Below are 20,598 nucleotides of genomic sequence, written 5' to 3'. Positions count from 1 at the left end.
CCTACATAAGTGCAACGAAGGCTTTTCGCCATAAAAACTTGGCGAAAAGCCAAGTTTTCCAAGGGGGCTGTGAACGATGGCTACTGAACATACGTGCTTTATTGCCGGACACGCGAATCTTCCGCAAGGGATGGCGGCTAAAAGCGTCTTTGATACACTGACAATCACGGCGGAAGTGGACCGAAAACATTGCGTTATTTTGGAAGCTTCCTGTACGTTGGCGACCGATCACGGCCGTCAATACATCCATGACCTTTTAAAAGGCATTAGTTTAAAGACGGGGTTAGCTGAAGCGGAAGCATTAATTCGCCGTCAATATAAAGGGAAAGCGACGAACGCATTGCTCGCCGCTGTCCACGATTTGCATCGCCAATACGAATCCATGCAGGAAGGGGAATGATGAGATGAAAACACGGTATCAAAAAACAATGTCAGGCGGAGAAGCGATCGTTGAATGTATGCAAATAGAAGGGGTGGAGCACGTCTTCACGGTGCCCGGGGAAAGTTTTCTTGCCGTGTTGGATGCCTTGGAACATCAAACCTCTATCCGGCTCGTCGTGAACCGCCATGAAGGCGGGGCAGGTTTTATGGGGGAAGGGTATGCAAAAGCGAGCGGTAAGCCGGGTGTTGTGATGGCCACTCGGGGGGTTGGAGCCACAAACGCTTCCATCGCCATACATACGGCCTATCAAGACTCGACACCGCTTGTCGTTTTTCTGGGACAGGTACAAAGAGAATTCCGGGGAAGAGAAGGTTTTCAAGAAGTGGATTTTGATCGTGGTTTTCATGATTTGGCGAAGGATACGATAGAAATCACCGATGCCCGGCGCGTACCGGAGTTGGTGCAAAAAGCGTTTCGTGTCGCGCAAACCGGACGCCCGGGACCTGTGCTTGTTTCTTTGCCGGAAGATATGCTTAAAGATGAAGCGTTAATGACCTTTGGACCCGCTGCCCATAAACCAAAACCGGCGCCTTCCAAAGAAGAAACCGATAAATTCCGGGAATTGTTGCAACAATCAAAACGGCCTGTCGTCATCGCCGGAGGAGGTGTACAATTATCCGGTGCCGAGGAAGCATTACGCCTTTTTGCAGAAAAACACTCCATTCCTGTCATCGCAGGATTTCGCAGGCAAGATCTCATTGATAACCACCATCCGAACTATGTGGGGCACATGGGGCTAGGGGCTGCGCGTTCACTAGTCAAACATTTTCAGGAAGCGGATCTCGTGATTGCTTTGGGGACTCGCTTATCGGAAGCGACGTCACAAGACTATACACTTGTCGGATGGGAACAATCGCTCATCCACATCGACGTTGACCCTAATACGATCGGCAAGGTGTATGCTCCGGATCTCGGCATCGTTGCCGACTTGAAAATGGCATTGGAAGCTTTTACGGAAATGATCTGCAATCAAACATGGGAAGAGTGGTTGCAGACATGCAAACAATCCTTCGACCGTATCGTTGAAAAGCCAGGGGATGACTCTATTTATACTTCCGTTGTTGAAACCCTTTATAACCGCTTGCCCGAGGAAGCGCTTCTGACAAATGATGCCGGGAATTACGCTACATGGGTAAATGGCCTTTTTCGTTTGAAACGCCCGAACTCTTTTATTGGTCCGGCAAATGGAGCAATGGGGTATGGGCTGCCAGCAGCGGTAGGGGCAAAGCTTTTTGCTCCGGAACGTCCTGTCGTTGCTTTATGCGGAGACGGAGGATTCATGATGACGATGCAGGAAGTTGAAACGTCGATAAGAGAAGATGCGCCGGTCATCTGTATCGTCTTTAATAATCAGATGTACGGAACGATCCGTATGCATCAAGAGATGCATTATCCTGAGAAAGTAATCGGGACAGGCCTCGGAACTGTGGATTTTGCAAAGATGGCAGAGGCAATGGGAGCCAACGGATATACCGTTGAAAGCGGTGAAGGATTTCGGGCAACTTTGGAAAATGCACTGCAATCCGGGAAAACAACCGTGATTGATGTAAAATGCGACGATGAACCGTATGTTGCCTATCGGAAAACCATTGATGACATGCGTAAGACATTCAGGTCATAGAATGGAAGTGTTGGTAACTGGCAACGGAAGGAGGGACCATCAATTGAAAATAGTTGTTCTAGGTGCCGGTTTAATGGGAAAAGAAGCGGCGAGGGATCTTGTAAACAGTTCCGGTGTTGAAAAAGTAGCTCTTGCCGATATTGATCTCAATCGCGCGGAATTCATATGTAAACAACTTAATGCCCCGGCTTTAAAAGGGTACCGTGTGGATGCAAGCGACCCTACTGAATTATCAGCTTTCATTGCCGACTATGATGTGATGATTAATGCCCTCTTCTACTCTTTTAATGAAATCGTCGCCGGAGCGGCCATTGAAGCCGGCGTCCATTGTGTGGACTTGGGCGGACACATCGGGAATGTGACGGACCGAGTGCTAAAAAAAGATAATGATGCCAAACGAAAAGGTGTGACGATTATTCCCGATCTCGGAGTAGCCCCCGGCATGATCAATATTTTATCGGGACACGGGATCGGGAAACTCGACCGTGCACAGTCGGTGCAGTTATATGTGGGCGGCATTCCTATGCGGCCGGAACCTCCTTTGGAATATAACCATGTGTTTTCCATGGAGGGGTTACTTGATCATTACACGGATCCTGCTTCGATTATTCGCAATGGAAGCAAGGATTGCATCCCTTCCCTATCTGAAATTGAAAAGATATATTTTGATCGTTTCGGTCCATTGGAAGCGTTTCATACGTCCGGAGGAACATCGACGTTGAGCCGCTCGTTTCCGAGCTTGAATACGTTGGAATATAAAACTATCCGCTATCCGGGTCATGCTGAAAAGTTCAAACTGCTCGTGGATTTGAATTTAACGGACAAGAATTATTCCATCGATGTGAATGGACAACGCATCAACCCTCGGGAAGTGTTGCTAAAAACGCTTGAACCCATCGTTGACTTAAAAGATAAAGATGATGCCGTTCTTTTGCGTGTCATTGTCGAAGGGATTCGCGAGGGAAAATCATCGGCGTATACGTATGAGATGATAACCATGAAAGACCGCGAGCATGAGGTGACAGCGATGGCAAGGGCTACGGCCAACACCATTTCCGTAGTCGCGCAAATGATAGCGTCCGGAGAAATTCATAAACGAGGCGTCTGTCCCCCTGAGCAAATCGTACCCGGGGACAGCTACATCGAAGCGATGGGCGAGCGGAACGTCATTATTACGGAATCTGTGACGGAGGATTGAGTTTCTCCGTCACGTTAGGATAATTAATAGCGCGTAGCAGGCTCACGCTGTAATTTCGATCCCGTTTCTAACGATTGTTTCTACGATCCCGTCTTGCTCGTAGTAGTCATGAATGGTGAAGGGGTGCGGTTCGATGTCAATTTCGTCATGTTCTACACGCTGAAGCAAAAAGTATATCCCATCAGCCTTTCCCATTCCATCAAAGTAGTTCGAGAAAAAAGCAAGATCGACATCGCTGTCTGGCTAAAAAGTTCCTTTTGAGTATGAGCCAAATAATATGGTTTTCTCTACCGGGATCTCTTGTTATAAATCGTGGATATATTTCCGGGCTGCTATTTTGATACTTCCAGGGATTTCAACCCATTTTGTTGTCTCCTTTGTGGCTCTTCACCAAAATCTAAGGCTGACAAACTAGGGGCAATTATGGTTGTGACCGCTACGGAAAAACCCTACGCTTTCCGTGGGCCCCGAGCTCAGCCTCCTCGGAAAAAAAGAAGTTCGCTTTTTTCCTGCGGGGTCTTCGCCCTGCGCTTTCCCACAGGAGTCTACGTGTTTTTCCTTCGCTCGCTAGTGGTGTTACCATATTTAATCACGAATATCAACCATTGATTTTAGTGTTGACCCTCCTTTGTTTTATTTAAAATCTCATGGTACTCTTTTTTGTTATGGAGATAGACAGCTCTTCTTTGTATGATGGGTAACGTTCATTAATATAGTATAGTTTAGTATCAGATAAGCCCTCAGAAACGAGTTCTGGGGACTCAAAATGTTGATCGGGGGCCAGTGGAGTCTTCAGAAGCGACATCTGGGGACTCAAAACGATGATCGGAAGCCAGGTGAGTCTTCAGAAGCGACATCTGCGGACGCAAAACGGTGTTCAGAAGCCAGATGAGTCTTCAGAAACGAGTTCTGGGGACTCAAAATGTTGATCGGGGGCCAGTGGAGTCTTCAGAAGCGACATCTGGGGACTCAAAACGATGATCGGAAGCCAGATGAGTCCTCAGGCACGGGTTTTGGACTCAAAATGGTTGCGGAACGCAAAATTAGCCCGCAAATGTATCATCATTTCCCCTTCAAAATGGGGTGTCACGAAGCGACATGGTTGATTAAGCCATTCGATTGGTTAAATTTGGATAATAAACACGTTTAATATAGTATGAACGTAACTTGAGGAAAAAGAGAAACAAAGTAATCCCTCAAACGGAGATCGGTTTGGACTAGCGAATGTAACTTTTCAAAAAGTTATTGTTCTCTTGTTTGTGTATTTTAATTGATGCGCCGCTCACGTTGTTCGCAGTCAGTTTCAATATCGGTTCAAATGCCAGTGACAATGACATGGCAGCGATTCCTAGATCGTACTCGGCAATGCCCTTCCAATACTCAAATTTTTCATGGAGAACATATTTATTCACCGTCAAATATATTTTTTATTCTGACTTTAGTTTTGAGAGTTAATTACATCAAGGAGGGAAGCTTATCGATTGGAAAAGCTTCCCCCTTCATCAAGATACTTGCTCAGCCTCCATCTCTGCCAGGACATAGGTTTTATGCTCTTTATCAAACGAAAAGGTTAACGATTCTTTGAAGTGAGCCCGGTTTCCGGCACCGTCTTCAACCGATGATGTTTTCATATTCACGATTTTTTGGCCGTCTCGATGGACAATCTCTACGTGCTCGACATCCCGATGCACCAATGAATCGACCTCGACATAATCATCTACGTCATTATACTCAGCTAAATGCGGGCGATGAAACTGGTTGTAAATCTTTAAAGCCATGTCTTCGGTAAAATAATCTTGCAGTTCCTCGACCATGTGGGCGCCGGTTTCATTATCCATATCTCCTTCCTCTACTTCCAGAAATTGATGCGTCCATTCTTGGACAGCCTTAACCGAAAGAGTAAGGTCATGTTCATCTCCCGCAAATGTCTCTTCAACAAACGGTTTCGGTTTTTGGACCGGCGTTTTTTCGCCCTGGGCGGCATGAATAAATGTTGGCAGCGCGAGCGCTGTGACTAGAACAAGCAGACTGAGGCAGGTTCTTATTTTCATATCGAACCCTCACAAACGGTTTTTCTTTTAGGATGCCATTGTTTAAGGGTTTTTATCCAAAAAACCCGGGGCTTTCAAGCGCCGCCGGGTTTTTCTTTATTGGTTGATTAAATTCATATCAGCCAAATAGTCTTCATACGTTTGCTTTTTGTCAATGACTTTCTCAGGTGTGAACTCGATGATGCGATTGGCGATCGTTTGAATAAACTGATGGTCATGGGAGGAGAAGAGGACGGAACCGTCAAAATCAATCAGCGCATTGTTGAGCGCGGTAATGGATTCCAGGTCCAAATGGTTGGTCGGTTCATCCAAAATTAACACGTTTGCGCCACTAAGCATCAGTTTTGAAAGCATGCAGCGAACCTTTTCGCCCCCGGAGAGGACAGAAGGTTTTTTCAATGCTTCTTCCCCGCTGAATAACATTCGCCCTAAGAAACTGCGAACATACGTTTCATCTTCATCATCGGAATATTGGCGGAGCCAATCAACAAGGTTTTTGCTTGCTCCTTCAAAATACGTGGAATTGTCTTTTGGAAAATACGACTGGCTTGTCGTAACGCCCCATTTATAATAGCCCTCATCCGGTTCAAGTTCTCCGGCAAGAATTTGGAATAACGTTGTTTTTGCCACTTCCCGCTCGCCGACAAACGCGACTTTTTCTCCGGGCTCAAGCCTGAAGCTGACGTTATCCAACACTTTATTCCCATCGATGGTTTTTGAAAGTCCTTCGACGGTAAGCAGATCATTTCCTATCTCCCGATCCGGTTTAAAATGGATATACGGCGTGCGGCGGGAAGAGGGTTTAATGTCATCAAGATCGATTTTTTCCAATGTTTTCTTTCTTGATGTTGCCTGTTTCGATTTGGACTTGTTCGCACTGAACCGCTCGATAAAGGCTTTTAGCTCTTTCACTTTTTCTTCTTTTTTCTTGTTTTGTTCTTTGGCCATTTGCTTGGCCAGTTGGCTCGATTCATGCCAGAAATCATAATTTCCGACAAAAAGTTCAATTTTGCCGTAATCAATGTCCGCGATATGCGTGCAGATACTATTTAAAAAATGACGGTCGTGGGAAACGACAATGACCGTGTTTTCAAAATTAATCAGAAACTCTTGCAGCCACTGTATAGCTTTAATGTCCAGGTCGTTTGTCGGTTCATCGAGAAGCAAGATGTCGGGGTTGCCAAACAGTGCTTGCGCAAGCAATACTTTCACTTTTTCGGAACCGGCGAGTTCGGACATCTTTTTGTTATGCAGGTCGGTTGTAATGCCGAGACCGTTTAGTAAGGAGGCTGCTTCATTGTCGGCATCATACCCGTTCATTTCTGCGAATTCCCCTTCAAGTTCGGCCGCGCGCATGCCATCTTCATCCGAGAAGTCCGGCTTCATATAAATGGCATCTTTTTCTTTCATCACTTCATAGAGGCGGTTATGCCCCATGATTACCGTTTCAAGCACTTCAAATTCTTCATACGCATAGTGGTCTTGTTTTAAAACGGCCAACCGTTGGTTTTTTCCAATATGAACTTCTCCTGTTTGTGCATCAATCTCACCGGAAAGAATTTTAAGGAATGTCGATTTTCCGGCACCGTTTGCACCGATTAAACCGTAGCAGTTTCCGGGGTTAAACTGAATGTTGACTTCTTCAAAAAGCTTTTTGTCACCGTAACGTAAACCGATGTTTTCGCAACTGATCAAAAGCGATCGACCCTTTCTTTTATATAAAATAGTCATTGTGTATGCTAGTTTTTGTGAATAGACAGTCTGTTTTTTATCATAACATGTTTGCGGCTTGAATACACGTTTGAACGAAAAGTTAGCGCCGCATTCCCCTTTAAAATCTTTGATTTAGTGGGTGGGGGTTAGGCGCTAAGGTCTTGGTCTGTTTATTTTTAAAATCCCATTGATAAGTAGGGACTGCTGAATAACGGAAAAAGATTGGCACATAAGCATTTTCCGTTGATGTTGTCAAAACTGGATGCAAGGAAATCCATCCTATAAGCAAAAAACCCTTGCACTTCTGGAAACGTACGGAGGGATGGTGCTGCAATGGCGAGACTCCAGCGGAAAAACGGACGCGTCAAGACCCCGCAGCGCCGGTTTTGCGCGAGGAGGCTTGACGCGGAAAGCGAAGCCATGGAAGCGGCATCCCGGATCCAACTAATATATGTAAGTTGTTCAGCAATCCCTAAGTATAGAATTAGACTTCGCATAAAGGATAAGGTATAATAAAATCAAACAAATGTTTTCTTTATAAGTAGATGGCCTTGGAAAACCTTTGGAAGGAGGGTTTGATGATGAACATAGCCAAAACGTTATCGCACAAGATTACGAATCACTCTCGTATATTTGACGCAACACTAGATATCTACAACGATGCACTGGCTTTTATTATCGAAGTCATAGACAAGGAATTTGGTAATCTAGATGAGATGACGACGAAATCCATCGTTCCTGCGGTGGAACGGCTCATGCATACGACAACATCAAACCCTCATCCGAAGTACCGGGCATTTAACGCTCGTTTTTATAAGTTCCCTTCGTACTTTCGCAGAAGTGCCATTGCTTCGGCGTTTGGGAAAGGGAAAAGCTATCGCTCCAATTTATGTAACTGGGAAGAAAGAAAGCAATTGCGCTTGCCGAAGGAAAAAAATTCCAAAAAGAGCCCTCCGAGGTTGCAATTAAAACGCAAGGAATTCCCGGTGTTTTATCGAGGTAATATGTTTAAATGAACATCAGATACAACGGCTCAAATCAAAATTTTCCATAACAATGATTGGGTCTGGGTGGATATCCCCTTCAAAGAACAGGACTTATATAAACGTGGCGTTTGGAATTGGAAAGAAAACAACCCTACGCTTGTTAAAGTCGGAAAAGTATTTCCTGAATGTTAGTTATCAATCAAAAGTGACATTAAATAAAGCCAAAATGAACGACCAAAAAGTGTGCGCAGTAGACCTTGGCATCAATAACTCTGCGGTTTGTTCAGTGATGGATATAAAAGGCACTGTCTTGGCTCGTAAGTTTATTAACCAGCCAAACGAAAAAGACCGGTTATATACATTGACGAACAAACTACGCCAAGCGCAACGGACTCGGGTTGGATTGTTGCGCCTAATTTTTGAAGAAAAATCAACGGGCTTCAAAAACACATCGTGACTGATACGTCGCATGACATTGAGACGTTCGCAAGCGAAAACGATTGCGATGTTATTGTTTTTGAATATCTGGATAAGATGAAAACGCCGAAAGGGTTTTGGGGTGCGAAGAAACTTCGCTTCAAACTTCGTTACTGGCGAAAAAAAGGGATTCAGAACAAAGTAACGGAGATGGCGCATTATCTTGGTATGCGTATGTCAAGAGTGAATGCTCGGAATACAAGCGCCTTGGCATATGATGGTTCCGGAAAAGTGGAACGCAATAACAAAAAAGACCTTGCCACGTTTACAACAGGCAAAGTCTATCATGCCGATTTATCAGCTTCGTATAATATCGGTGCACGATATTTTGTTCGAGGCATCCAAAAATCCATGTCGGAAACGAGATGGTTGTCCCTTCAGGCAAAAGTACCTGAAGTGGCAAAAAGGACATATACGACCTTGTCTTCATTCACTAGCCTTACGAAAGGATTAGAGGCGCCGAAGGCGTCTTAGCCGCTTTTGTTTGTGCCGTATTTAAGATAAGGGGTGCTCCATCAAAATCTTTGATTTAGGTGGAGAGGTTCACCGAAATTTATGGGATCGAAAAAAAGTAAGGCAAGCCTTGCACTGGATTCTGAGGACTCAAATGGATCCCGTGCAACACAGAGAGTCCTCAAAACTCAATATCGAGGACTGATCTAAAAATCGAACTTAGCCATTTTCGTATGAAACCCCCGGTATAATAAAAATACCGAGGGTTTAAAGTGTTTAATACGTTTTCACCACATTATAGAATGTATCTCGTTCTACAGGCGTTTTGTTTGCGCCTTTAATTAAGTGGATGAGTTCTTTTCTCGTGATCCCTTGAGACGTTAGGGCGCCGACCGAATGGGAAATTCGTTCTTCAATCAGCGTGCCGTGAATGTCGCTGGATCCGAATGTGAGTGCCATCTGCGTCAGTTGCGGTCCAATATTGATCCAATACGCTTTAACATGTTGAAAATTATCAAGCATAAGCCGCGAGATCGCGATCGTGCGCATATCGTCAAACGATGACGTGCGTCGTTCGAGCCCCGCTTTCTTTTTGCGCGGTTGCATGGCCAGTGGAATAAAGACCATGAATCCGTTGGTACGGTCCTGCAACTGGCGGACGCGGTCCATATGAATGAGACGTTCTTCGTACGTATCGATGGATCCATAGAGCATGGTCGCATGTGTTTTTAATCCCAAATCGTGGGCAATTTCGTGCGCTTCCAACCATTCGTCGGTGCTTGCCTTTTCCGGGCTCATCTTTGCCCGGTAGCGTTCGGTTAAGATTTCTGCGCCTCCGCCCGGTAGGGTATCAAGTCCGGCATCGATCAACTGCTCCAGGACTTCCCGCATGGAGAGGCCGGCATGTCGGGCGAAAAATTCGATTTCAGCTGCGGTGTATGCTTTGACGGTAGCATTCGGATAGTTCTTTTTTAAGGCGCGGATCGTGTTTAAGTAATAATCAAACGGCACGTCGGTGTTATGTCCGCCGACGATGTGGAATTCACGGATGTTGTCATTCCAACGGTCACTGACGTATTGAAGCATTTCCTCTTCGTGCATCGTGTACGCGCCTTCTTCGCCGGGCTTGCGTTTGAACCCACAGAATGAACAGTTAGCCTCGCATACGTTGGTTGGATTAATGTACATGTTTTCGATAAAATAAACATTATCTCCGTTTTTTTGCTCGTTGACTTCATTTGCCAACTGGGCAACGGAGAGTAAATCGGCAGAATGGTATAGTGTCAACCCATCCTCAATGGTGAGGCGTTCCCCATTTAGTACTTTTTCGCGGATGGCCTGAAGATCCGTATCTTGCGTGAGCGTAACCATTTTAGTCCTCCTCGTCTGGATAAATCGCCCTAGGGTGAATTTATAAATAGTGTTTTGATTTGTGATATCTATTCTCTATTATACATCTGAGAAGGGACAAAGAAAAGCGATCGAAGTATGTTGCCGATTTTTTGTTTGGCGAAATTGGAACTATCCTTTGCATTTTGTCTATTTTAAAGTATTATTAAGGGATAGAGAGAAAAAACACGCAAAAAAGATGGCTCTTCACCAAAATCTATGGCTGACAAACTAGGGGCAATTATGATTGGTAGTGACCGCTACGGAAAAACCCTACGCTTTCCGTGGGACTCGAGCTCAGCCTCCTCGGAAAAAAGAAGTTCGCTTTTTTCCTGCGGGGTCTTCGCCCTGCGCTTTCCCACAGGAGTCTACGTGTTTTTCCTTCGCTCGCTAGTGGTGTTACCATATTTAATCACGAATATCATCCATTGATTTTAGTGTTGACTCAAAAAGATAGCAGGGAAGGAGATCATTCGATGATGTACGCCGTGGCAAGGAATCGAATGGAAAATGATTTAGAAGGGTTAAGGGCACAGATGATGGAAGCGGCAAAAGAGCATGGGATGCAACATCCACTTGTATTATTTTACAGCCGTGAAATCGATCGTGTGCATACTGCTTTACTTGCAGAGCAATACAGTACCATGTGCGGATAAGGTCTGGTTTTTTTAAACCTCCGACGTTATATGATATGATGAAGTTGTGCAAGATTTTTGGGAGTTTGTTTATGCATGCTGCCAAAGACACGAAATTCATCCGTAAGGGGGTAATGAAGCAATGATTGAAATCACCGAAGCGGCAATGACGAAAATTAAAGGCATGCAGGAAGAGGAAGGTGATCCTTCTTTAATGCTGAGAGTTGGAGTCAAAGGTGGTGGTTGCAGCGGACTTTCGTACGGGCTCGGATTTGATGCAGAGAAGAATGAGGACGATGAGTTACTAGATAAATCCGGCTTGAGCGTGCTCATTGATAAAGAGAGCCAACCGGTCATTAACGGCCTCGTTATTGATTATAAAGAAAATATGATGGGCGGCGGGTTTACGCTGGATAACCCGAACGCGATCTTAGCTTGCGGTTGCGGCGCATCATTCCGTACGAAAGAAAATGTAGGCACACCGGAAAATTGCTGAACGATAGAAAACGTCCGTATGGGGAATCACTTCCTCATACGGACGTTTTTTTGCGTTGGTAGATAAGTTGGGCGAAGGCTTTCGCCATAAAAGCTTGGCGAAAAGCCAAGTCTCATCTCTAGAACATGTGCGTGCTGTGGCCGGGTTGCAAACGCGCTGTCGGGTCCATATAGGCTTTCGCATTGCTTACCGCCATTGGCGCTTCCCCGAAGCCGGTGGCAATCAGCTTTACCTTTCCATCGTAAGAGGAGATGTCTCCCGCAGCATAGATGCCTTTGATATTCGTTTCCATACGGGAGTTTACGAAAATAGCGTTTTTCGTCGTCTCCAGTCCCCACGTTTTGATCGGGCCGAGGGAAGAGATGAACCCATAATTCACGATCACGTTGTCCACATCGACGACTTTTTGATCCGTTCCTTTTACTTCTTGGAGGACGACTTGCTTAATATTTTCACCGTCTCCCCGAAGCTCGCTGATTTCAAAGGGGGTGTGCATTTGGACGGGTGCCGATTGCAATTCGGCAATGCTATGTTCATGGGCGCGAAATTTATCCCGCCGATGCGTAAGTGTTACATTTGCGTTGTTGGCGAGCATGAGTGACCAATCGACCGCAGAGTCCCCTCCTCCGCAAATGAGGACGTCTTTATTTTTGAAAGCGCCGAGGTTGTTAACAAAATAATGAAGATTTTGGCCTTCATATTGGGCGGCCTCTTCAATTTTTAATTTTCGCGGCTGAAAAGCACCTACGCCTGCGGCTATGATGACTGTGCGTGAATAGTGAACGTCTTCGTTCGTCTCGATGCGAAATGTCTCGTCGTTCAACTTATGAACCGTTTCTACAGATTGATCGAGCACGACGGTTGGGTCAAACATGTTCATTTGTTCGACCAAATTATCAACAAGTTCTTGTGCCCGTATCTTCGGAAAACCGGCCACATCATAAATATATTTTTCGGGGTAAAGCGCGGAAAGCTGTCCGCCCAGCTGTGGCATGCTTTCGATGATTTTTACCTTTGCCTGGCGCATGCCGCCGTAAAAAGCGGTAAATAATCCCGTCGGCCCACCGCCGATAATCGTTATATCGTAAAGATCAATGGAAGTATCCTCCACGAATCTACACCTCCACACCTAGTGTATATTTCCAATTCTTGCAGTAGCGCATGGTCTATCTTTTAACAGGTAAGAAAGTATAAATTAGCTTGATTACCTGCATAAATTGGGCGAAGGCTTTTCACCATAAAAGCTTGGCGAAAAGTCAAGTTTGCTAATATAACAGAAGTATTATAACACTTTTGTTTCCGAGAAGGAAAGCGAACCGCTCGGTCCTTCCAGGGAAGTTTTCGGATCCCATGCCGTCACCCTTGAAATACAATTATAAAAATGGTTATAATTATAGGTAGAAATCATGAATATTTTTTAAACATTATTTTTACCTTACTATGTGAAAATGATCACACAGTGATGATAATAAAAGGATGTGGATGAAATGGCGAAAAAACCGCATATCGTTATTCTCGGCGCAGGATATGGAGGAATGATGGCTGCAAACCAATTGCAAAAGAAAATGGGAACAGATCGGGCAAATGTAACCTTGGTGAACAAGCATGACTATCATTATCAAACAACGTGGTTGCATGAGCCTGCGGCAGGGACGTTGCACCACGATAAAGCGCGTGTGGAAATACGCAAAGTATTGAATCCGGCAAAGGTTAACATTGTTCAGGATACCGTGGAGCAAGTGAAAACTGACGAGAAGCAAGTCGTTCTCAAAAATGGGGACGACCTTTCCTATGATTACCTTGTCATCGCTGTCGGATCGATCGCTGAAACCTTTGGCGCCGAGGGCGTCTACGAGCATTCCTATCACAAATGGACCTTGGATGGTGCTCGTGAACTTAAAGATCAAATCGAATTTCAATTTGCGCAGTACCGAAATCAAGAAGAAGCCGAAGAACAAGACTTGACATTTGTTGTTGCAGGCGGTGGTTTCACCGGCATTGAATTCATCGGCGAACTGACCGAAAGGGTGCCGGAGTTATGCGAACAATATGACGTTCCGCGGGAAAAAGTTCGAATGTACGTGATTGAAGCCGCACCATCTGCCCTCCCTGGTTTTGATCCCGAGCTTGTCGAATATGCCATGAATTTGTTGGAGCATCGTGGCGTAGAATTTAAAATCAATAAACCAATCAGTGAAGTGCAGGAAGGGAAGGTTATCCTGAAGGATGGAGAAGAGATTGCTGCAAGCACGGTCATTTGGGCGACGGGTGTACGCGGAAATCCGATCATCGAAGATGCGGGAATTGAGGCGAACCGTGGACGTGTAAAAGTAGAACCGGATTTACGTGCGCCTGGGCTTGAAGATGTCTTTGTGATCGGCGATTGCTCCCTAATTATTAATGAAGAAACGGAACGCCCGTATCCCCCGACCGCTCAAATTGCCATGCAACAAGGAATAAAAGCCGGTGAAAATATAACGAATTTAATTATGGGCGGTGCTCCCACAAAATTTGAACCGGAAATTCTCGGGACATTGGCCTCCCTTGGTGGAAAAGAAGCGATGGGGACGGTTAAAGAAAGGAAAATGTACGGCCGTTCCGCATTATTTATGAAACATATGAGCGACAATCGTTATTTAATGAAGCTCGGAGGTCTATCGCTCATGCTAACAAAAGGACGGAATCCACTCTAGAAACCGTACCCTTTTAAACGCTCACCTCTCTCATTGACGCTTGACGGTTCCTTTTGTACACTTGTTTTGATGGAGGTGAGCGGTTTGGGGATTACCAGTCTCCCGCAAGTAATTATTTCGATGATGTTATTTCTCATCCTTTTCTTTGGAATTGGATTTTTATTGAATATGGTATTGCGTTCCACGTGGATGATGGCTGTGCTTTATCCGATTATTGTCATTTGGATTGTAAACCCGGCGAGTTTCACGGAATACTTCACATCACCGGCTGCTTCTTTTTCTACGGTAGGTCCGAGCTTGGCAACATTGCAATTGGTAGATGTGTTGATTTTAGGTTCTGGGTTAATTGGAGCGATCATCGCGGGGATTACCGTACGAATGTTACGCGTTCGCGGATATCAAATGTTTTAACGCGCCCAAGGCAGGTAAGAAAGTATAAATCAACGTTATTACCTGCATAAGTTGGCGAAGGCTTCCCGATAAAAGCTTGGCGAAAAGCCAAGTTTTCTTAGTATATCCCCCTGTCTCTTTGGGCATGCTTTCTTTCAGAAGTGAAAGAGGGTGAGCGCATGTCAAAGGGACTAAACGTTGTAAAAAACGTTATCATGACGGTGCTATTCATTGCGGCATTATATGTGACATGGACGACATTAAGCCAAGTGCCTGTAAATGAACTCATAGGTTACGAAAATGATCATATAGAAGATACGCACGTTGCTTCCCCTATACATAATGACTTAGGAGTTGCCGCGAAAAAAACGGTGCATAAAGCCGAAACGGCAAGCGCTTCGATGGCGGAGACGGTTACAGCACTGGAACAAGAAATTAATTGGTCTAAATACCCCGTTGAAAAGGTAACAGCAACAGGTTATACAGCTGATGCAGAATCGACGGGAAAAAACCCGGGAGATCCCGCGTACGGGATTACATACTCAGGCGTTCCCGTTCACCGTAATGTATATTCTACGATTGCAGCAGATCCCGCCCTTTTTCCGCTGGGAACGGTTTTATTCATCCCCGGTTATGGCTATGGAGTGGTTGCGGATACCGGATCGGCGATCCAAGGAGCAACGATTGATTTGTATTTTGACACGATCGACCAAGTTTATAACGAGTGGGGAAAAAAAGACGTAAACGTATATATTGTTCAAAAAGGGAATGGTGAAATCAGCGCAGAGGAATTGGCAGCACTTAATGAGTGGGGCGTGCACGATGCCGGGCTATGATTATTGTCTAGCGCCGAACATTATGGGTCCCAACCGCTGGATGTAACGAACGATATGTTCGCCATGAACCGCGTTCATGAAGCCCGAACATGAAAAGTTAGTACCTTCCCTTATTTCCCCAAATGGCCGCATCCCAAATGATACTTAATAATCACCGGGCGCCCGCTGACTAGGAAAGTTTTGTCCTATCACGGGCCGTTTAACGGTTTCGGGAAGATTGCGGGCAACGATACCGGCTGCTATCGTGAACAGAATATCTTTTACTAACAGTGGAAGCATTCCCAACCAAACAATGCCATACGTAAATTGTTCAGGAGCATCAAATCCGAATACATAAGCGCCATATACCCAATTTGTTCCGATTAAATAATTAAACGCCAATCCGGCCAAACCTGCGAACAAATAAGTAGGCATCCCCGGTTCCCGCGACTTTTCGATAATTTTTCCGACAACAAAAGCAACGACAATAAATGATAAAATAAACCCGAATGTTGGTCGAACAAGGATCCCGGGACCTCCTTGGAGTTGTGCGAAAACAGGAGCGCCAAATAACCCGACAATCGTATAGACGAGCATCGAGAATGCGCCTCTTTTACTGCCCAGAACGGCACCGGCCAAAATCGCGATGAATGGTTGAAACGTTAGCGGTATCCCTGCAATCATGAGAAAAGGGAAAAGAACGGTTATATTTGCTGCTACACCCATTAGGGCGACAAACATCGCGGTGATGACTAAATCAAATGATTTCATATGTAGATCCCCTTCCATATTTTTTGGAGATGATGTGATTGTAATCTGGTGAGGAATAATTGTCAACATAAAAATAAATAAGGTTAACAATAAGCGTAAAAAGAGGGACAGTGATGGTTCATACCGTCCGAAATCAAGGAAACCCGGGCATTTCGGTCACCATGACAGGACCAATGCCTTTTGTTACAACGATCTTTATACCACTGTTTGCGTTCGCTCAGATTTATTTTCCTTATTCAGGTCCTTGTGGTTGAGTATGATTTTCACGACGATCGCGGTAATAATCAGCAGAATCCCGGAGAAAATGAATACAGCAGGAATGCCAAAACTACTCGCAATCACCCCACCGGATACCGGTCCAATGACATTGCCGAGAAAACGGAAGCTTTGATTGTAACCGAGGACCTCCCCTTGCATAGAAACCGGACAGACTTGACGGATATACGCTGTAGTACACGGAATAAGGCCGCCTACCTGTATTCCATATAGGAACCGGAGCAATACCAATTGCCAGAGTTCAGTAACGAATGCTTGCGGGATGAAAAATAAACCCGACAAAACGAGCAAAAGCAGCAGTATTTTTTCGTGGCCGATACGATCCCCGATTTGTCCCCATTTGCGAGTAGCCAGCAAGTTGCCGAGCCCTGTAACGGAAAAAGCCATTCCCGCCAAGAAAGCCATATTTTCAGCAGAGGTAAGTTCGCCGACATAGAGCGCAAGCAGTGGTTGTACGCTAAAGTTCACGAGTTGCACGATAAGTGCAACGACCATTACGATAATTAATAGCGGATGCGTGACAATGTGTCGGATGACTTCTTTCCAATGATAGGAACGTCGTTTTTCATCTTTTTCTTCGAAAATAACTTCCTTTACGCCGAAGATGACGAGCAATGTTGCCAAAGCGAGAACTAATGCGGTCAAAATAAATGTTAATTCCATGCCGACGGTGTCGGCGATCAATCCGCCGAATAGCGGGCCCAACAAACCTCCGGAAACCGTGCCCATCTGCAAGGTTCCCAGTGTTTCGCCCGCCGTACGTTTATTGCTCTGCGCAGATATGAGCGCCATGGAGGCGGGGATGAAACCGGTCGCCAATCCCATGAATGCCCGCAAAACGAAAAGGGCGCCGACAGACTCGACGTATCCCATTAGAAAAACAGAAAGGGCAATTCCAAACCCGGTGCCGATGAGGATGCTTTTTCGGCCAAACCGATCTCCGATTCGGCCCCATATAGGGGATACCAGGAATGCAACAAGAAAAGAAACCCCGAAGACAATGCCGGCCCATCGTTGTACTTCTGCGGGTGAATATTGTCCAAAAGATTCAATATATAACGACAAAAACGGCAAAACCATAGTCATGCTCCCGGAGACGAGCATGTTGGCAAACCCCATGATTATTAAATTTCTTTTTTCGATTTGAATACGATCACCTTCAATTGGTTTTCGCCCGTTCGTTCCCCTGTTGAATTATTTCGTTTCTCTAAATATATAGCGAAAGGATTGCATCGTCAATGTTGGCCATTTTGCAATTCCGAGCAAAAAACAAGGAAGTCGTGCTTGAATGCAAGATTGCTCCGCGCCACCGAAAATTCCATCTAAATGCTAAAGGATGAGAGAAATGGAGGCTATTGTCCAACATGCGCACAGAACGAAATGCCCTCGTTATTGCCCATCGCGGAGTTACGGGTGTGGATATGGTTGAGAACACCGTAAAAGCTTTTGAAAGAGCGGTTGCTCTTGATGCTGATTTTATTGAAACCGATGTTCGTCGCACGGCGGACGGCCAATTGATTTGTTTTCACGAGGGAAAACTTGATGGCACTGCGGTAAAAAAAAGAAGTTATAAAAGCCTGCAAAAGGATGCCCGAGGCATTGGTTGGGAACTTCCGTTATTGAAAGATGTACTGTTATTATGTAAAGGAAATTTAAAACTGGATATTGAAATCAAAACCAAGGGATTGGAAGAACAGGTCGTAGATGTCGTGGAAGCTACCGGGATGTCGCAGGAAGTCCTGATTACTTCTTTTCATGATACAGTACTGAAAAAAATAAAGCAGATGAATCCCGAGATCCTAACAGGCCTATTGCTCGGTCGAAGGTTACTTCAACAACGCTTTCGGTTGCATGCCTATATTCAAGACTTTTTCCCAGAAGCTCGATTGAAAGACATCAACGCAGATGCGGTTTGTCCGCATTACCATTTGCTACGGTTTGGATTTGTAAAACGTATGAAACGGCTCAACCTGCCGGTCTATGTGTGGACGGTGAACGAAAAATGGCGAATGGAAAAGGTGCTTTATAAAGGGGCGAACGGATTAATCACAGACGATATCGTCGAAGCGATGGAAGTGGTAAAGGGTACTCGGAGATGATACGAATCATGATGATGGAGGGGGACAAGGCCCAGGGATTGCAGAAAGTATTTGTTAAAAGACCGATCTTCCTTTGGAAGGCGCTTTTTTAAGCAGGTAAGGCACTCGCTTGTCATTCATGCATGAATGACATCCATTAAGCTTAATAACCCTCCTTTCACACATCATTTCCCTCCATTCATGTTTGTTTCAATGATATTCGTTATGATTTCCTTCATAATAAGAGTGATACTCGAAAAAAGGAGAAACGTTCATGACGTTAATATTGAATCAATTCAATAAGATCGTAGAAAACAAAACAGTGCTGCCAACCATTGAATTGATCATTGAAGATAAAGAGATTATCGCCATCCAAGCGGAAACAGAATATATGAGAGCCTTTATCGACCTTTTGGAAGATCAAAGCATGTACACATCGAAAAGGATACATATGGACAAAAGCGCACTTACGGGCCCGGATCAAGTTTTTCTTTATCGTCATGAGATGGGGTTGTATAAACGATTGAATCCCGAACAAATCCTTGATTTTTGGTCCCGATTGCATCAAAAAAACATCCATACAGACAGGTTATTAGAGATCAGTGAATTAACCCACGTACGGTCAACCATTAATAAACGATTGACGTTTTCTGAAATGAAGCGGTTGCACTTTGTCCGAAGTTTAATCCAAAAAACGTCTGTTTACGTGTTTGAGGATCCAACCGATAAAATTGATCTTCAATCAAAGCAAGTGTTTAATCGTATTTTGGATAAAATTATGGAAAGCGGCGGGATCGTGATCATTCTCACTTCTTCCTTGGAAGAAGGCATTCGATTGGGAACAAAGGTATATCGCATCACAAACCGCGGCATTCAAGAGGTGGAGACAGATGATGAAACCGAAGAAAATAATGAAGCGGATGATGAAATCACAAATGAAACTGCTCATCACATGAAATTCGAGAAAATTTCGGCGAAATATGAAGACAAATACATTCTTTTCGACCCTTTAGAAATCGATTATGTGGAAACACGCGAGCGCCATACGATCTTGCATGTTAATGAGGAAGAATTTATTTCCACCATGACGCTAAAAGAACTTGAAGATAAGCTGTTGCCTTATGGTTTTTATCGATGTCATCGTTCTTATCTGATTAACTTGCAAAGAGTCAGAGAAGTCATTGTATGGAGTAAAAATAGTTATAGCTTGATTCTTGATAAACATTCTGAAAAAACCGTTCCTTTATCAAAGAGTAAATATGCGGGGCTTAGAGATTTATTAAATTGGTGAATGAGGAGAGGCGGCTTATATGGATCGAAGCCAATCCCTACGTACAATTATATATAAAGACATGTGGGATTTGCGTTGGAACGGCCAAGTGATTGTATTGTTGTTGTGTCAAGTTTTGATACATATTGGCCTCTATAATTTTGATGTGCAACACGTGCTGCCTTCCTTTTTTGTCGGTGTTATTGCAACTTTACTCACAATGTATGTGCAAGGCAATTTGATTGTCGAAGAATCTGAACAGGGAACATTAAGATTGCTCCAGCAAATGAAGGTTCGTCCCATTGACATCTTTATGGCCAAGTCTTTATTAACATTAATGGTATCAATCATTGTGTTCATCGTTAGTGCGGTGTTTTATGGATATACGTTATCCAGTATATGTGCAGGCATTCTTTTTAGTTTGCCACTGCTCTTGATGTTCTTATGCCTGGGCACAATCCTTGGCGTTATTTCCAAAAATACCGTAGACGTCAGTTTATACGGGTGGCCGGTAATTTTAATCTACTTCGTGTTTGAAGGAATTGTGGGCTATAACACTGGCAGTGAGCCCGGGATTTTGTTGGCATTGCCCAATTATCATATGTTTCATGGGCTGCAATTGATTGAACAGCAGGAATTTGCATCCGCGTTTGCCCAACATATGTATGTCCCCATCGTTTGGGCGTTATTGACCGTTATGCTTACCTTTAGAATGACCCGGAAATTATTCAAACATTAAAAGCCTCCATTTACCATGAATCAACCTCCTTTCGTGCATGATTGAAGGCATTGTTCCTTGCTCCTCGATAGAGTAGGGGAGAATCATCAAACGAATAGGAGGTTT

General features: G+C 44.6%; 22 protein-coding genes. 15 read left to right on the top strand and 7 right to left on the bottom strand.

Going from position 1 to position 20,598, the window contains the following annotated elements:
- Positions 1 to 76 precede the first annotated feature (76 nt).
- The 3 genes from HUG20_RS16305 to HUG20_RS16295 are packed head-to-tail and all read left to right on the top strand — an operon-like array spanning position 77 to position 3,261.
- A complete protein-coding gene (locus HUG20_RS16305; RefSeq protein ID WP_200085746.1) occupies positions 77 to 400 on the top strand; it encodes a DUF3870 domain-containing protein in 324 nt (107 codons plus the stop codon).
- Positions 401 to 404: 4 nt separating this feature from the next.
- Positions 405 to 2,063, top strand: coding sequence for a thiamine pyrophosphate-dependent enzyme (locus HUG20_RS16300; RefSeq protein WP_200085745.1), 1,659 nt, complete (start codon positions 405 to 407; stop codon positions 2,061 to 2,063).
- 43 nt (positions 2,064 to 2,106) lie between these two features.
- Positions 2,107 to 3,261 (top strand): saccharopine dehydrogenase family protein, encoded by a 1,155-nt coding sequence (locus HUG20_RS16295; RefSeq protein ID WP_200085744.1) that lies wholly within the window; start codon positions 2,107 to 2,109, stop codon positions 3,259 to 3,261.
- Positions 3,262 to 4,478: 1,217 nt separating this feature from the next.
- Here HUG20_RS16295 and HUG20_RS16290 read toward each other — a convergent pair.
- The 3 genes from HUG20_RS16290 to HUG20_RS16280 form a co-directional block, all read right to left on the bottom strand.
- Complete coding sequence (locus tag HUG20_RS16290; RefSeq protein WP_200085743.1) at positions 4,479 to 4,673, bottom strand: hypothetical protein; 195 nt, start codon at positions 4,671 to 4,673, stop codon at positions 4,479 to 4,481.
- A 90-nt stretch (positions 4,674 to 4,763) separates the two neighbouring features.
- Positions 4,764 to 5,312: a hypothetical protein gene (locus tag HUG20_RS16285; protein ID WP_200085742.1), complete on the bottom strand. Its 549-nt coding sequence runs from the start codon at positions 5,310 to 5,312 to the stop codon at positions 4,764 to 4,766.
- 96 nt (positions 5,313 to 5,408) lie between these two features.
- Positions 5,409 to 7,007, bottom strand: coding sequence for an ABC-F family ATP-binding cassette domain-containing protein (locus tag HUG20_RS16280; RefSeq protein ID WP_200085741.1), 1,599 nt, complete (start codon positions 7,005 to 7,007; stop codon positions 5,409 to 5,411).
- 280 nt (positions 7,008 to 7,287) lie between these two features.
- On the opposite strand from HUG20_RS16280, the gene HUG20_RS16275 reads away from it, so the two are divergent.
- From HUG20_RS16275 to HUG20_RS19240, 4 genes are all read left to right on the top strand, one after another.
- Positions 7,288 to 7,473 carry a hypothetical protein gene (locus tag HUG20_RS16275; RefSeq protein ID WP_200085740.1) on the top strand — a complete coding sequence of 62 codons (186 nt, stop codon included), beginning with the start codon at positions 7,288 to 7,290 and terminating at the stop codon, positions 7,471 to 7,473.
- A gap of 133 nt (positions 7,474 to 7,606) precedes the next feature.
- The gene (locus HUG20_RS19250; RefSeq protein ID WP_246476450.1) at positions 7,607 to 8,041 is read left to right on the top strand and encodes a hypothetical protein; all 435 of its coding nucleotides are present in this window, start codon (positions 7,607 to 7,609) and stop codon (positions 8,039 to 8,041) included.
- Between the two features lie 91 nt (positions 8,042 to 8,132).
- On the top strand, positions 8,133 to 8,468 hold the full coding sequence (locus tag HUG20_RS19245) for a hypothetical protein (RefSeq protein ID WP_246476449.1): 336 nt from the start codon (positions 8,133 to 8,135) through the stop codon (positions 8,466 to 8,468).
- On the top strand, positions 8,465 to 8,962 hold the full coding sequence (locus tag HUG20_RS19240; protein ID WP_246476448.1) for a transposase: 498 nt from the start codon (positions 8,465 to 8,467) through the stop codon (positions 8,960 to 8,962). Before HUG20_RS19245 ends, HUG20_RS19240 begins: the two co-directional genes overlap by 4 nt.
- Before the next feature lie 255 nt (positions 8,963 to 9,217).
- Here HUG20_RS19240 and mqnE read toward each other — a convergent pair whose 3' ends face one another.
- A complete protein-coding gene (mqnE, locus tag HUG20_RS16265; protein ID WP_200085739.1) occupies positions 9,218 to 10,312 on the bottom strand; it encodes an aminofutalosine synthase MqnE in 1,095 nt (364 codons plus the stop codon).
- 494 nt (positions 10,313 to 10,806) lie between these two features.
- On the opposite strand from mqnE, the gene HUG20_RS16260 reads away from it, so the two are divergent.
- Together HUG20_RS16260 and HUG20_RS16255 are read left to right on the top strand one after the other, a co-directional pair.
- Entirely contained in the window at positions 10,807 to 10,986 is a 180-nt protein-coding gene (locus HUG20_RS16260) for a Spo0E family sporulation regulatory protein-aspartic acid phosphatase (RefSeq protein WP_200085738.1), read from the top strand.
- Between the two features lie 121 nt (positions 10,987 to 11,107).
- A complete protein-coding gene (locus HUG20_RS16255) occupies positions 11,108 to 11,461 on the top strand; it encodes a HesB/IscA family protein (RefSeq protein ID WP_200085737.1) in 354 nt (117 codons plus the stop codon).
- Positions 11,462 to 11,579: 118 nt separating this feature from the next.
- Here HUG20_RS16255 and HUG20_RS16250 read toward each other — a convergent pair whose 3' ends face one another.
- Positions 11,580 to 12,572, bottom strand: a complete 993-nt coding sequence (locus HUG20_RS16250; RefSeq protein ID WP_200085736.1) for an NAD(P)/FAD-dependent oxidoreductase — start codon at positions 12,570 to 12,572, stop codon at positions 11,580 to 11,582.
- 376 nt (positions 12,573 to 12,948) lie between these two features.
- On the opposite strand from HUG20_RS16250, the gene HUG20_RS16245 reads away from it, so the two are divergent.
- The 3 genes from HUG20_RS16245 to HUG20_RS16235 all read left to right on the top strand — a co-directional run bounded on the left by HUG20_RS16245 (position 12,949) and on the right by HUG20_RS16235 (position 15,380).
- Positions 12,949 to 14,154 (top strand): NAD(P)/FAD-dependent oxidoreductase, encoded by a 1,206-nt coding sequence (locus tag HUG20_RS16245; RefSeq protein ID WP_200085735.1) that lies wholly within the window; start codon positions 12,949 to 12,951, stop codon positions 14,152 to 14,154.
- Positions 14,155 to 14,274: 120 nt separating this feature from the next.
- Entirely contained in the window at positions 14,275 to 14,565 is a 291-nt protein-coding gene (locus HUG20_RS16240; RefSeq protein WP_246476782.1) for a YuiB family protein, read from the top strand.
- Positions 14,566 to 14,723: 158 nt separating this feature from the next.
- The gene (locus tag HUG20_RS16235) at positions 14,724 to 15,380 is read left to right on the top strand and encodes a 3D domain-containing protein (protein ID WP_200085733.1); all 657 of its coding nucleotides are present in this window, start codon (positions 14,724 to 14,726) and stop codon (positions 15,378 to 15,380) included.
- A 144-nt stretch (positions 15,381 to 15,524) separates the two neighbouring features.
- Here the strand turns inward: HUG20_RS16235 and HUG20_RS16230 are convergent, their stop codons facing one another.
- Both HUG20_RS16230 and HUG20_RS16225 read right to left on the bottom strand, forming a co-directional pair.
- A complete protein-coding gene (locus tag HUG20_RS16230; protein ID WP_200085732.1) occupies positions 15,525 to 16,130 on the bottom strand; it encodes a biotin transporter BioY in 606 nt (201 codons plus the stop codon).
- Positions 16,131 to 16,325: 195 nt separating this feature from the next.
- Entirely contained in the window at positions 16,326 to 17,486 is a 1,161-nt protein-coding gene (locus HUG20_RS16225; protein ID WP_246476447.1) for an MFS transporter, read from the bottom strand.
- A gap of 284 nt (positions 17,487 to 17,770) precedes the next feature.
- On the opposite strand from HUG20_RS16225, the gene HUG20_RS16220 reads away from it, so the two are divergent.
- From HUG20_RS16220 to HUG20_RS16210, 3 genes are all read left to right on the top strand, one after another.
- The gene (locus HUG20_RS16220) at positions 17,771 to 18,505 is read left to right on the top strand and encodes a glycerophosphodiester phosphodiesterase (RefSeq protein WP_200085730.1); all 735 of its coding nucleotides are present in this window, start codon (positions 17,771 to 17,773) and stop codon (positions 18,503 to 18,505) included.
- 253 nt (positions 18,506 to 18,758) lie between these two features.
- Positions 18,759 to 19,775 carry a response regulator transcription factor gene (locus HUG20_RS16215; RefSeq protein ID WP_200085729.1) on the top strand — a complete coding sequence of 339 codons (1,017 nt, stop codon included), beginning with the start codon at positions 18,759 to 18,761 and terminating at the stop codon, positions 19,773 to 19,775.
- A 19-nt stretch (positions 19,776 to 19,794) separates the two neighbouring features.
- On the top strand, positions 19,795 to 20,493 hold the full coding sequence (locus tag HUG20_RS16210) for an ABC transporter permease (protein WP_200085728.1): 699 nt from the start codon (positions 19,795 to 19,797) through the stop codon (positions 20,491 to 20,493).
- Positions 20,494 to 20,598: the final 105 nt, after the last annotated feature.

Origin of the sequence: Salicibibacter cibi, from assembly GCF_016495865.1 — a bacterium.
Lineage (GTDB): Bacteria > Bacillota > Bacilli > Bacillales > Marinococcaceae > Salicibibacter > Salicibibacter cibi.
This window is presented reverse-complemented; position numbering and strand designations above follow the sequence as displayed.